The sequence below is a fragment of the Frigoribacterium sp. CFBP9029 genome (assembly GCF_034045305.1).
Lineage (GTDB): Bacteria > Actinomycetota > Actinomycetes > Actinomycetales > Microbacteriaceae > Frigoribacterium.
In genome coordinates this window covers 38,323-50,966 of sequence record NZ_JAXCWB010000001.1, presented here as the reverse complement: position 1 = coordinate 50,966, position 12,644 = coordinate 38,323, and the positions used below count along the sequence as shown (strand labels likewise).

Genomic DNA, 12,644 nt, shown 5'->3' with positions numbered 1-12,644 from the left:
AAGGAGGCGCGCCCCGGTCACCCGAGGCGCGCCTCCTTCTCGAATCGATCGCTCGGATCGGTTCGCTCGATCTAGTCGTCGTTCGCGGCGTCGACCACGTTGCCGATGGCGATGGCCGTCGTCGCGGCCCAGGCGACCGCCGTGAGGAGCAGTCGCCAGTCGCGGGGACCGGCGGTGATGCTCTTCAGCAGGCTGAAGCCCGAGAAGGTCGCACTGAGGATGGCTCCGTTGAAAAGGAATTTGCGCAAGGTTCGCTCCCGTGTTCGTTGTGATCACGCTATCCGGTGCGGCCCGTCGTGTCCGGCGGTTGTAGGTTGAGCTGTCCGACGCCCGGTTCGGACGGATCGCCGGTCCCGTCCCCTCCGAAGGAGTCCCCGTGCGCACTGCCGTGCTCGGCGCCGTGTTCCTCGCCCTGGGTCTCGTGGCGTTCCTGGCGGGTGTCCTCACCGGCGCCGAGCTGGTCGCCCTCGTCGAGCGGGTCGCGCCCGTGCTGGGGTTCGTCGTCGCGCTGACCGTCGTGGCCGAGCTCGCCGCCGAGGCGGGGCTCTTCTCCTGGCTGGCGCGCACCTGCTCGCGGCTCGCCGGCGGGCGCGTCGTCGTGCTGTGGCTGTACGTCGTCGTCCTCGCCGTGGCATGCACGGTGTTCCTGTCGCTCGACACGACGGCCGTGCTGCTGACGCCCGTCGTCGTCCTCGTGGCGCGTCACGTCGGCCTGCCGGCGATGCCGTTCGCCCTGACGACGGTGTGGCTGGCCAACTGCGCGTCGATGCTCCTGCCCGTGTCGAACCTCACCAACCTGCTGGCGCTCGGGCAGCTCGGCTCGCCCGCGCCCCTGACCTTCGCGGCGCTCGTGGCACCCGCCGCGGCCGTGGGCGTCGTGGTGCCGGTGGCGGCGATCGGCCTGCGGTACCGCCGCCAGCTGACCGGGCGGTTCGCGCCTCCCGAATCGGAGGAGCCGGCCGACCGGGTGCTGTTCCGCGTGGCGGCGATCGTGACCGCCCTGCTCGTGCCGGCGCTGGTGTCGGGGGTGGAGGTCTGGATCCCCGCCGCCGGCGCGGCGCTCGTGCTCGTCGTCGCGTTCGCCGTCCGCCGTCGCGCGGTGCTCCGACCGGGCATCGTCCCGTGGAGCACGATCCTCTTCGCGGGCGGGCTGTTCGTGGTCGTCGAGGCCGCGCATTCGCTGGGGCTGGCCGACCTGCTGGGGTCGGTCGTCGGGGGAGGGGACTCGCTGCCCGATCTGCTGCGGCTCGCCGGCGGGAGCGCCGCCGCCGCGAACGTCGCCAACAACCTGCCGGCCTACCTGGCGCTCGAACCCGTGGCCGGGTCTCCGCTCCGTCTCGTGGCGGTGCTCATCGGCGTCAACATCGGCTGCCTCGTCACGCCGTGGGCGTCGCTCGCCACGCTGCTCTGGCACTCGCGGCTCTCGTCGATGGGAGTCGAGGTGTCCTGGGGTCGGTTCATGCTCGCCGGCCTCGGGATCGCCGTCGTCGCCGTGCCGCTCGCCGTCGTGGCGACCGTGCTCGTGCTCTGACCCGACGCGGGGGACGGTGCGGGGGCCGGGGATCCGAGGTGCCGACGCGCGAAGGCGACGGTCCGCCGCAGCTGCTCGACCCGCGCCTCCTCGGCTCGGCCGCCGGTGCCGGTGTGCACCTCGGCGACGATCGAGCCCGACCACCCCGAGCGGGCCAGATGCGTCAGCACCTCGGCGACCGGCTGCGTGCCCTCGCCCGGCACGAGATGCGCGTCGTGCAGTCCGCCCGGGCGCTGCGAGACGCGGCCGTCGGTCAGATGGACGTGCCGGAGGCGCGACCCCAGCGCCAGCGCGAGGTCGAGCGCGTCGCGCCCGGCCACCGCCGCGTGCGAGAAGTCGAGGGTCGCCGCGTCGACGTCGATGCCCGCGGGGTCGTGGCCGGGTCGGTGCACGTCGATCCCCAGCGGCCCGACGCGCAGCGGGAACATGTTCTCGACCGCGAGCGTCACCCCGGTCGCCCCCGCGATCTCGCGGATGATCTCGACGAACCCGGCCGAGTACCGCCGCTGCCAGAGGAACGGGGGATGCACGACGACCGTCGAGGCCCCCAGCTCCGCGGCCAGCTCGGCCGAGCGGAGCAGCTTGTCGCGCTGATCGCGACCGAACGCGAAGTGGGCGATCGGCAGCACCGGGGCGTGCACCGAGAGCACCGGCAGACCCCATCGGGCCGAGGAGGCGCGGAGCAGGTCGGCGCGACGGGTGCCGCGATCCGCGGTCACCATCACCTCGACGCCGTCGAAGCCGGTGAGCCGGGCGAGCCGGAAGGCTTCGTCGGTCGACATCGGGAAGACGCAGGACGTGCTCATTCCGACCGTGATCACGCGGCAAGGCTACGACCGACGCGCCCGGGCCCCGGGGCGGGCCGGGTGAACAGTTCGCGAACGACCGGTCACAGCCAGTCGCGGCGTCTGAACTGCCACCAGAGCACGCCGCCGATGGCGACGATGAGCACGCACGAGGTGACGAACCCGGTCGTCGACTGGAACCCCGGGTACGGCACGTTCTGGCCGTAGAAGCCGGTGATCGCCGTCGGCACCGCGATGATGGCGGCCCAGCTCGTCACCTTCTTCATGATCAGGTTCATCCGGTTCGACTGCAGGTTGAGGTTCGTGTCGAGGATCGTCGAGACCAGGTCGCGCAGCGAGTCGTTCTGCTCGGAGACGCGCAGCACATGGTCGTAGACGTCCTGGAAGTACGGCTGCATCTCGGCGTCGACCTCCTTCAGATCGCGACGCAGCAGCGTGTTCAGCACCTCGCGCATCGGCGACGACACCCGGCGGAGCTGCACCAGGCTCTTGCGCAGGGCGAACGAGCGCTTCTGGACGTCGAGGGTCCGCGGCTTCGGGTCGAAGAGATCGTCGGCGATGCCCTCGATCTCGTCGTCGAGCGCGTCGGTCGCGTCGAAGTGCCGGTCGACGACGCTGTCGAGCAGACCCCAGAGCAGGTAGGTCACGCCGTGCGTCGTGAGGTCGACGTTGTCGTCGTAGGTCCGCTCGAGCCGCGACACGTCGAACTCGGGGTGGTGGATCGTGACGAGCGCCCGGGCCGTGACGAACGCCTTGACCTCGCTCGTGCTGAGCACACCGGAGTCCCGGTCGAAGTCCACGTCGTACAGCGCGGTGAAGAGATGGCCGTCGTACCGGTCGATCTTCGGACGCTGTCCGTCGTGCAGGGCGTCCTCGACCGCCAGCTCGTGCAGGCCCAGCTCGTCTTCGAGCTCCGCGAGATCGGCAGCGGAGGGGTCGGTGAAGTCGACCCAGACGATGCAGTCGGCGTCCTCGAGGTGGTCGCTCACCTCCGCGAGCGGGAACCCGTGCGCGACGAGCTCGCCGTCGCGGTAGGCCCTCGTGACGGTCGCGGTGCTGCTGGTGCGGGCGGGTCGCGTGTTGGTCATGAGGCGAATGCTATTCCCGTGGGCCCGGACACCGAGAGGAACCCCGGCGCCCCCACGACCCCCGCTGATAATCTGACCGTCCCGCGTCCGTGCGGGTGATCCGACAGGAGCTGACCCACCTCATGCCCGACTCTTCCGAACGTTACGGCTTCGTCGTCGTCTCCAACCGCCTCCCCGTCGACCGGGTGATCGCCGACGACGGCAGCGCCTCGTGGCAGCACTCGCCCGGCGGCCTGGTCACCGCCCTCGAGCCGGTCATGAAGGCCAACGACGGCGCCTGGGTCGGCTGGGCCGGTCAGCCGGACCTCGAGTTCGAGCCGTTCGACGACCAGGGCATCTCGATCGTCCCGGTGCCGCTCAGCGCCGAAGAGGTGCAGCGGTACTACGAGGGGTTCAGCAACGACACCCTGTGGCCGCTCTACCACGACGTCATCGCCGCCCCGACCTACCACCGCGTCTGGTGGGAGGCCTACGTGCAGGTCAACCAGCGCTTCGCGGATCGCGCCGCCGAGATCACGGAGGAGGGCGGCACCATCTGGGTCCAGGACTACCAGCTGCAGCTCGTGCCGCGGATGCTCCGCGAGGCCCGCCCCGACCTCACCATCGGCTTCTTCAACCACATCCCGTTCCCGCCGCTCGGCATCTTCTCGCAGCTGCCGTGGCGCAAGCAGATCCTCGAGGGGCTGCTCGGCGCCGACGTGATCGGGTTCCAGCGCGCCGACGACGCGTCGAACTTCTCTCGCGCCGTCCGGCATCTGCTCGGCTACGGCACCACCCGCCCGTACGTCGAGGTGCCCGTCGACGACGAGTCGGCTCCCGTGTCGAAGCGCGGCAAGAAGGTCCGCCGGGTGCTCGCGAAGCACTTCCCGATCTCGATCGACGCCGCCAGCTACGAGGAGCTCGCCGCGCGGCCCGACATCCAGGCCAGGGCGCGCGAGATCCGCGAGGGGCTCGGCAACCCCAAGACCGTGATGCTCGGGGTCGACCGACTCGACTACACGAAGGGCATCCGGCACCGCATGAAGGCGTTCGGCGAGCTGCTCGCCGACGGCCGCCTCAGCGTCGAGGACGCCACGCTGGTGCAGGTCGCGAGCCCGAGCCGCGAGCGGGTCGAGACCTACAAGCAGCTGCGCGACGAGATCGAGCTGACCGTCGGCCGCGTCAACGGCGACTACGCCACGATGAGCCACACCGCCATCAGCTACCACCACCACGGCTATCCGCGCGAGGAGATGGTCGCCCTCTACCTAGCGGCCGACGTCATGCTCGTCACGGCCCTCCGGGACGGCATGAACCTCGTCGCGAAAGAGTACGTCGCCGTCCGCCGCGACAACGACGGGGTGCTCGTGCTCAGCGAGTTCGCCGGCGCCGCCGACGAGCTCAAGACCGCGCTGCTGATCAACCCGCACGACATCGGCGGGTTGAAGAACACCATCATGCGGGCGATCGAGATGCCGCGCCGCGACCGTACGACCCGCATGCGGGCCCTGCGTCGTCGGGTGCTCGACAACGACGTGGCCAAGTGGTCGGCGTCGTTCCTGCAGGCGCTCGAGAACGTGCGCCCCGGCCAGCAGATCACCCCGGCGGACGCCGGGGCGACCGACACGACCGAAGAGAGCACCGCCGAATGACCTCCGAAGACCCCCGCGCCCTGTCCGACGCGCTCGGTCGTCTCGCGACGACCCCGCGCCTCCTCGTCGCCCTCGACTTCGACGGCACGCTCGCGCCCGAGGTCGACGCGCCCCTCGAGGCCAGGGCGCTGCCCGAGGCGCTCGCCGCGATCTCACGACTCGCGGCGGCCGAGTCGACCACGGTGGCCCTCGTCTCGGGGCGCGACCTCGCCTCGTTGAGCGCGATTAGCGAGACGCCCGACGAGGTGCTTCTGGTGGGCTCGCACGGCATCGAGCTGCGGATGGACGGCCACGAGACCTCGCTCACCCCCGACGAGGTCGCGGCGCGCGCCCGTCTCTCGGACGCCGTGCACGCGGCGGCCGCGGGGCACGAGGGCGTCTTCGTGGAAGAGAAGCCCGCCGGTCTCGCCCTCCACACGCGCCTCGCCGACGACGAGACCACCGAGACGGTCCTGGCGGAGGCGCGGCGCACGGTCGGCGCGCTCGACGGCATCCATGCGCGGACGGGCAAGAACGTACTCGAGTACGCCGTCCGGTCGACGGGCAAGAACGACGGCATCGATCGGCTGCGCGACATCGTGGGCGCGACCGGGGTGCTCTACGCCGGCGACGACGTCACCGACGAGGACGGCTTCGCGGCCCTCGGCGAGGGCGATCTGGCCGTCAAGGTCGGACCGGGGATGTCGCGAGCGGGGCACCGGGTGGCCGACCCGCAGGCCGTCGCGCGACTGCTGGCCGAGCTGGCGGATCTCCGGGCGCACCTCGGGCACTCCTGAGGCCTCCGGGGTCGGCCGGGGTCGGCCCCGGGGCGAACGCGACCGGGCGTTCCCAGGTGCCTGCAAGGTAGTCTGGACTCTCCGCCCGACTCCCCGCGCCCGTTCATCCCGATCGGTAGACGAGGTCGCCAGCCGACGGAGGTCGTCGTGATCGTAGCCCTGACAGCCTTCGCGGTGGCCGCCGTGGTCGTCGCGGCCATCGGTCGCCGTCTCGGCACGTCGCTGTTCCTGTGGGCCTCGCTCGTCCCGTTCGCGGTCTTCGTCTTCACGGCCCTGCAGGGGCCCGCGGTCCTGTCGGGGGACGTCCCCGAAGAGACCGTGCCGTGGATCCCGCAGCTGGCGATCTCGCTCACCCTGCGGATGGACGTCCTGGCCTGGGTCCTCGCCCTGGTCGTGACCGGCATCGGCGGGCTCGTGCTCGTCTACTGCGCCCGCTACTTCCACAGCGACGAGGCAGGGCTCGCGCGATTCGCGGCCGTCCTGGTCGCGTTCGCCGGGGCCATGTACGGCCTCGTCACGAGCGACGACGTCTTCGTGCTCTTCGTCTTCTGGGAGGCCACGAGCGTCTTCTCGTACCTGCTGATCGGGCATTACACGTCGAAGCAGGCCAGCCGCGGCGCCGCTCTGCAGGCCCTGATCGTCACCACCGCGGGAGGCCTCGCCATGCTGGTGGGTCTCGTCATCCTCGCCGTGCAGGGCGGCACGAGCTCCCTCTCCGCGCTCGTCGCCGAGCCCCCGTCGGGCACGGCCGTCACGGTGGCCGTCGTGCTGGTGCTCGTCGGCGCCCTGTCGAAATCCGCCCTCGTGCCGTTCCACTTCTGGTTGCCGGCCGCCATGGCCGCCCCGACACCGGTCAGCGCGTACCTGCACGCCGCCGCCATGGTCAAGGCGGGCATCTACCTCGTCGCCCGACTGGCGCCCGGCTACCACGACTCGCCCGGCTGGCAGGAGATCATCGTCACCGTCGGCGTGGTGACGATGGTGCTCGGCGGCTATCGCGCTCTGCGGCAGCACGACCTGAAGCTCGTCCTCGCGTACGGCACGGTCAGCCAGCTCGGGTTCCTCACGATCGTCGTCGGCTACGGCACCCGCGACGCCGCCCTCGCCGGCTTGGCGCTGCTCGTCGCCCACGCGCTGTTCAAGTCGACGCTCTTCCTCGTCGTGGGCGTCATCGATCACCGCACGGGCACCCGGGATCTCCGCAAGCTCAGCGGTCTCGGTCGTCAGACGCCGGTGCTCCTGGTCGTGACGGTGCTCGCGCTCGCCTCCATGGCGGGCGTCCCGCCGACCTTCGGATTCGTCGCGAAGGAGGCCGTGCTGACCGCCCTGCTGCACGACGCCGAGTCCGGTGCCGTCTGGGGCGTCATCGCCCTGGTGGGCGTCGTGGTCGGATCGATCCTCACCACGGCCTACAGCCTGCGGTTCCTCTGGGGGGCCTTCGCCCGCAAGAAGGGCGTCGAACCGGTCGACTTCGTCCGCGAGCACATCGACTTCCTGTTCGCCCCCGTCGTCCTCGCCGTCGCGGGTCTCGTGCTCGGTCTCCTCGCGCACCCCGTCGACCCGGTGTTCGCCCGCTACGCCGACACCCTCCCGGCGGGCGGCGGCGACCACGAGCCGTACTACCTGGCGCTGTGGCACGGTCTCGAGCCCGCCCTGGGGCTGACCGCCATCTCGCTGGCGGTCGGCGCCCTGATGTTCTGGCAGCGCGACCGGGTGTCCGCGTTCCAGAAGGCGGTCTCGTTCCTGCCCCGCGCCTCCGACGGGTACGTCCGCATCATGGCGGGCATCGACCGCACGGCCTCGCGCACGACCGCGACGACTCAGCGCGGTTCGCTGCCGTTCTACCTGGCGACGATCCTCGTGGTGTTCATCGCCTCGTCCATCGTGACGCTGTCCCTGAACCGCACCTGGCCGAGCACGGCCGTGCTCTTCGACTATCCCGCTCAGCTCGCGATAGGCGTCCTGATGATCGTCGGTGCGATCGCCGCGGCGCTGTCGAACAAGCGCTTCCAGGCCGTGGTGCTCGTCGGGGTGACGGGTTACGGCATGGCCGCCCTGTTCGCCCTCCATGGGGCGCCCGACCTCGCCCTGACGCAGGCGCTCATCGAGACGATCACCCTCATCGCCTTCGTGCTGGTGCTGCGGCGCCTGCCCGCCCGTCTCGGCGACCGCAACGGCCGGACGCACCGGGTCGCGCGCGCCGTCATCGGCGTGGCCGTCGGCTCCGTCATGGCGGCCATCGCCGTGGTCGCGCTCGGCGCCCGGCCCGGTGCGACGATCTCGGGGGCGTTCCCGTCGCTCGCCGTCGACGGCGGTCACGGCAAGAACGTCGTGAACGTCACCCTCGTCGACATCCGCGGCTGGGACACCATGGGCGAGATCGCCGTGCTCATCGTCGCGGCCACGGGTGTCGCCAGCCTGGTCTTCATCACCTCGCGAGCCGACATCCTGCCGCGACCCGCACGTCGCACACGGGCGCAGCGCTTCCTCGCCCGTGTCCGCCCCCTGCGCGAGCCGGCACCCGTCGTGCCCGACGGCGGATCGACCGTGCAGATCGGCGACAGCACGGAGGGCGACCGTCGCGCCTGGCTCCTCGCCGGTCGCAAGCTGGCGCCGCAGAACAGGTCGATCCTGCTCGAAGTCGTCGTCCGACTCATCTTCCACGCCATCATCGTGGTCTCGATCTACCTGCTCTTCGCGGGGCACAACACGCCGGGCGGCGGTTTCGCCGGCGGGCTGGTCGCGGGCTTCGCGTTCGTCGCCCGCTACCTCGCCGGTGGTCGGTACGAGCTCGGTGCGGCCGCACCGCTCGACGCCGGCAAGCTGCTCGGTGCGGGTCTGCTCACGGTCAGCGCGACGGCGCTCGTCCCCCTCTTCTTCGGGGCCGACGCGCTCACGTCCACCTGGGTCGAAGGCGAGGTCCCGCTGCTCGGTCACCTCGAGTTCGTCACCTCGACCTTCTTCGACATCGGCGTGTACCTCGTCGTCGTCGGGCTCGTGCTCGACGTCCTCCGCAGCCTCGGCGCCGAGGTCGATCGACAAGAAGAGGAAGACGACACCGGTTCGCCGGTGCCGCAGCCCGACGACGCCGGCGAGACGCTCCCCGTCTCGGTCTCCGGCCCGACCTCGACCGACGGAGGCCGCGCATGAGCGTCTCGCTCGTCCTGATCGTCGTCATGGCGGCGCTCTACGCCTGCGGCGTCTACCTGCTGCTGGAGCGCAGCATGACCCGGGTGCTGCTCGGATTCCTGCTCGTCGGCAACGCGACGAACATCCTGATCCTCATCATGTCGGGTCGCCGCGGGGCTGCTCCCATCGTCGACGGCCAGGCCGCGCCGGTCGACTTCGCCGATCCGCTGCCGCAGGCGTTCGTGCTGACGGCGATCGTCATCACCTTCGGCATCTCGGCCTTCATGCTCGCGCTCATCTACCGGTCGTGGCGCCTGGCCCAGGTCGACACGGTGGTCGACGACGTCGAGGACCTCGAGATCGGGCGCCGCGGCGTCCCCGCCGAAGAGGAGGACTCGCAGAGCGACGGCGACGACGTGGCCGGCGGAGACACCGAGTTCGGTGATCGCGCCGAGGCGGCGGTGCCGACCGAGGCGCTCCGCCGGACGGCGCCCGGCGACACAGCCGGGAGCCGCGCCGACCCGGCCGGTTCCAGCCGCACCGGCCGCAGCCGCACCGACCGCACCGACCAGCCCGACGAGAGCGAGAACGCATGAGCTTCCTCGTCCCCCTCGTCGTCCTCGTCCCGCTCCTGGGCGCGGCCGCCGCATTGATCACGGGTCGCCGCCCGCGGCTCCAGTCGATCCTCTCGATCGTCGCCCTCGGCATCGTGGTGGTCATCAGCCTCGTGCTGCTCGTGGTCGTCGACACGCAGGGCGCCATCGCCGTGCAGGTCGGCGGCTGGGAGGCCCCGTACGGCATCACCCTCGTGGTCGACCGCCTCGCCGCCCTGATGCTCAGCATCTCGTCGATCGTGCTGCTGGCCGTGTTCGTCTTCTCGGTCGGGCAGGGGCAGGCCGACGGCGACGGCGAGGCTCCGGTCTCGATCTACAACCCCACGTACCTCATCCTCGCGACGGGGGTCTTCAACGCCTTCATCGCGGGCGACCTCTTCAACCTCTACGTCGGCTTCGAGATCCTGCTGGTGGCCAGCTACGTGCTGATCACCCTCGGCGGCACCGAGCAGCGCATCCGCGCCGGCGTGGTCTACATCGTCGTCAGCCTCGTCTCGTCGGTGCTCTTCCTCGCGTCGATCGCGATGATCTACGGCGCGCTCGGCACGGTGAACATCGCCGACATCGCCCAGCGGATGGACACCATCCCGGCCGACGTGCAGACGATCATCCACGTCATGCTGCTGACCGCGTTCGGGATCAAGGCCGCGATCTTCCCGTTGTCGTTCTGGCTGCCCGACTCGTATCCGACGGCGCCCGCGCCGGTGACGGCGGTGTTCGCGGGTCTGCTGACGAAGGTCGGCGTCTACGCGATCATCCGCACCGAGACCGTGCTCTTCGTCGAGAGCAACGTCAACGTCTACCTGCTGATCATCGCGCTGCTGACGATGGTGGTCGGCATCCTCGGCGCGGTCGCGCAGGCCGACATCAAGCGGCTGCTCTCGTTCACGCTGGTCAGTCACATCGGCTACATGATCTTCGGCATCGCCCTCGGCACGGTCGAGGGGCTGGCGGCCACCATCTACTACGTGGTGCACCACATCACCGTCCAGACGACGCTCTTCCTCGGGGCGGGGCTGATCGAGCGCCGAGGAGGCACGGCCTCCATCACGAGACTGGGCGGGCTCCTCAAGGCGGCCCCGATCATCGCGGTGCTGTTCTTCATCCCGGCGCTCAATCTCGGCGGCATCCCGCCGTTCTCGGGCTTCATCGGCAAGGTGGCGCTCTTCGAGGCCGGCGCGCGACTGGACGATCCGCTCGTCTACGTGCTGATTGGCGCCGGCGCCCTCACCTCGCTGCTGACCCTCTACGCGCTCATGAGGGCCTGGAACCTCGCCTTCTGGCGTCCGAAGGCCGACGTCGACGACCACGAGTCGCCGTTCACCGAGCACCTCGAGGAGGCGCCGGGTCGCGTGGCCGTGCAGCAGAAGCGCACCAACCCCCGCACGATGGTCGGCGCGACGGCCGGGATGGTCCTCGTGTCGCTCGTGCTCACCTTCGCGGCCGGGCCGCTCTACGGCGTGGCCGAGCGGGCGGCAGGTCGCGTGTACGGGTCGAACGAGTACGTGCAGCTCGTCTTCCCCTCCGGAGAGGGCGAGACCCGGGGCGACGACTCGTCGCCGGCACCGACACCCGCCGGGGGACCGGTCGACGAGGGGAGCACGCCATGACCGGTCGCCCGTCACGCCGCGAGGTGGGTCGCAGCCTCGCCCGTCAGATGCCGTTGCTGATCGGCCTCGTCGTGCTGTGGATGTGCCTGTGGAGCCAGTTCACGGTGCTCGCCTTCGTCACGGGTGTCGCGGTGGCCCTCCTGGTCACCCGGGTGTTCTTCCTGCCCCCGGTCGAGCTGAGCGGCCGGTTCAACATCTGGTACGCACTCGCGTTCCTGGCGCACTTCGTCGTCGATCTCGTGCGCGCGTCGGTGCAGGTGGCCTGGCAGGCCGTGGGCCCCAGGGGGGTCCACTCGAACGCCATCGTCGCCGTCCAGCTGCACACGCGGTCGGACTTCATCATGACGCTGGTGGCCGAGGCCATCTCGCTCGTCCCCGGTTCGCTCGTCGTCGAGGCCGATCGCGAACGATCGATCCTCTACCTGCACGCTCTCGGCGTCTCCGACGCCGACGAGGTCGAGGCGGTCCGGTCGGGCGTGCTGGTCGTCGAGAAGAGGATCGCCCGCGTGCTGGGCAGCACCGACGATCTCCGGCGGATCGCCGACGGCACGCCGGCCGCCGCCGAGGTGCACGACCCGGTGTCCCCGTCCTCGTCCTCCGAAGGGGGTCCCTCATGATCGTCGTCGAATACGTCGTGGGCGCGCTGTTCGCCTTCGCCGGTCTCGCCTCGGTGATCCGCATCGTCCGGGGTCCGTCGATCCTCGACCGCATGATCGCCTCCGACATGCTGCTGACGACGCTCATCTGCGTGCTCGCGGCCGACATGGTCTTCTCGGGGCACACCCGCACGATCCCCGTGATCATCGTGCTCGCGTTGTCGGCGGTGTTCGGATCGATCACGGTGGCCCGGTACGTCTCCAGGCAGGACCCGTCATGATCCCCCAGTCCGTCTACGACATCGCGTCGTCCGTCCTGCTCATCGCCGGTGCGCTGCTCTCGCTCGCCGCGGGCATCGGTCTGCTCCGGTTCCCCGACGCGCTCTCGCGGATGCACGCCGCGACCAAGCCGCAGATCTTCGGGCTCATCCTCGTGCTCGCCGCCATCGCGCTCGACCAGCACACCGTCGGCACCATCGCGTCCCTCCTCGTGGTGCTCGTGTTCCAGATGCTGACGGCGCCCATCTCGGCTCACATGATCGGGCGCGCCGGCTACCGGAACGGCGACCTCCGGCGCGATCAGCTCGTCGTCGACGAGCTCGACGAGGCCGTGGCCCGTGCCGCGGGCGAACTCGCCGAGACGGTCGAGAGCGACGACGCCGACATCGACGTCACCGACCTCCCGGTCGGATCCGCCGACGCCCTGGCCGTCGAGATGGACCGCGTCGAGGGCGTGGGCGACCACTCCACGGCCGACGGCGACGGTCCCGTCGAACGCGACTCGGAGGGCCTGCCGCGGCAGGCCGGCGACGATCGACGAGGCGGTTCCGACGGGCTCTGACCGCCCCCGGCCCGGGTGGACG

11 protein-coding genes and 1 pseudogene are annotated in these 12,644 nt (G+C 70.8%); 9 read left to right on the top strand and 3 right to left on the bottom strand.

Features of this window, described 5'->3' with window-relative positions; translation table 11 throughout:
* Positions 1-71 precede the first annotated feature (71 nt).
* Entirely contained in the window at positions 72-248 is a 177-nt protein-coding gene (locus SOM11_RS00230) for a hypothetical protein (protein WP_192058414.1), read from the bottom strand.
* 128 nt (positions 249-376) lie between these two features.
* Here SOM11_RS00230 and SOM11_RS00225 point away from each other — a divergent pair, with 128 nt between their 5' ends.
* Positions 377-1,531 (top strand): SLC13 family permease, encoded by a 1,155-nt coding sequence (locus tag SOM11_RS00225; RefSeq protein ID WP_320476857.1) that lies wholly within the window; start codon positions 377-379, stop codon positions 1,529-1,531.
* 89 nt (positions 1,532-1,620) lie between these two features.
* Here the strand turns inward: SOM11_RS00225 and SOM11_RS00220 are convergent.
* Positions 1,621-2,313, bottom strand: a pseudogene (locus tag SOM11_RS00220) (sugar phosphate isomerase/epimerase family protein); the annotation flags it as partial.
* 107 nt (positions 2,314-2,420) lie between these two features.
* Entirely contained in the window at positions 2,421-3,425 is a 1,005-nt protein-coding gene (locus SOM11_RS00215) for a magnesium transporter CorA family protein (protein ID WP_320476856.1), read from the bottom strand.
* A gap of 122 nt (positions 3,426-3,547) precedes the next feature.
* Between SOM11_RS00215 and otsA the strand changes: the two genes are divergently transcribed.
* From otsA to mnhG, 8 genes are all read left to right on the top strand, one after another.
* Positions 3,548-5,056, top strand: a complete 1,509-nt coding sequence (otsA, locus tag SOM11_RS00210) for an alpha,alpha-trehalose-phosphate synthase (UDP-forming) (protein WP_320476855.1) — start codon at positions 3,548-3,550, stop codon at positions 5,054-5,056.
* The gene (otsB, locus tag SOM11_RS00205; RefSeq protein WP_320476854.1) at positions 5,053-5,832 is read left to right on the top strand and encodes a trehalose-phosphatase; all 780 of its coding nucleotides are present in this window, start codon (positions 5,053-5,055) and stop codon (positions 5,830-5,832) included. The genes otsA and otsB overlap by 4 nt, the downstream gene beginning before the upstream one ends.
* A 147-nt stretch (positions 5,833-5,979) precedes the next feature.
* A complete protein-coding gene (locus SOM11_RS00200) occupies positions 5,980-8,982 on the top strand; it encodes a Na+/H+ antiporter subunit A (protein ID WP_320476853.1) in 3,003 nt (1,000 codons plus the stop codon).
* Entirely contained in the window at positions 8,979-9,557 is a 579-nt protein-coding gene (locus tag SOM11_RS00195) for a Na(+)/H(+) antiporter subunit C (RefSeq protein WP_243213523.1), read from the top strand. Before SOM11_RS00200 ends, SOM11_RS00195 begins: the two co-directional genes overlap by 4 nt.
* Positions 9,554-11,185: a Na+/H+ antiporter subunit D gene (locus SOM11_RS00190; RefSeq protein WP_192058400.1), complete on the top strand. Its 1,632-nt coding sequence runs from the start codon at positions 9,554-9,556 to the stop codon at positions 11,183-11,185. The genes SOM11_RS00195 and SOM11_RS00190 overlap by 4 nt, the downstream gene beginning before the upstream one ends.
* The gene (locus tag SOM11_RS00185; protein WP_320476852.1) at positions 11,182-11,802 is read left to right on the top strand and encodes a Na+/H+ antiporter subunit E; all 621 of its coding nucleotides are present in this window, start codon (positions 11,182-11,184) and stop codon (positions 11,800-11,802) included. The genes SOM11_RS00190 and SOM11_RS00185 overlap by 4 nt, the downstream gene beginning before the upstream one ends.
* A complete protein-coding gene (locus SOM11_RS00180) occupies positions 11,799-12,062 on the top strand; it encodes a monovalent cation/H+ antiporter complex subunit F (protein WP_192058396.1) in 264 nt (87 codons plus the stop codon). The genes SOM11_RS00185 and SOM11_RS00180 overlap by 4 nt, the downstream gene beginning before the upstream one ends.
* A complete protein-coding gene (mnhG, locus tag SOM11_RS00175; protein ID WP_320476851.1) occupies positions 12,059-12,622 on the top strand; it encodes a monovalent cation/H(+) antiporter subunit G in 564 nt (187 codons plus the stop codon). The genes SOM11_RS00180 and mnhG overlap by 4 nt, the downstream gene beginning before the upstream one ends.
* The last annotated feature ends 22 nt before the right edge of the window (positions 12,623-12,644 follow it).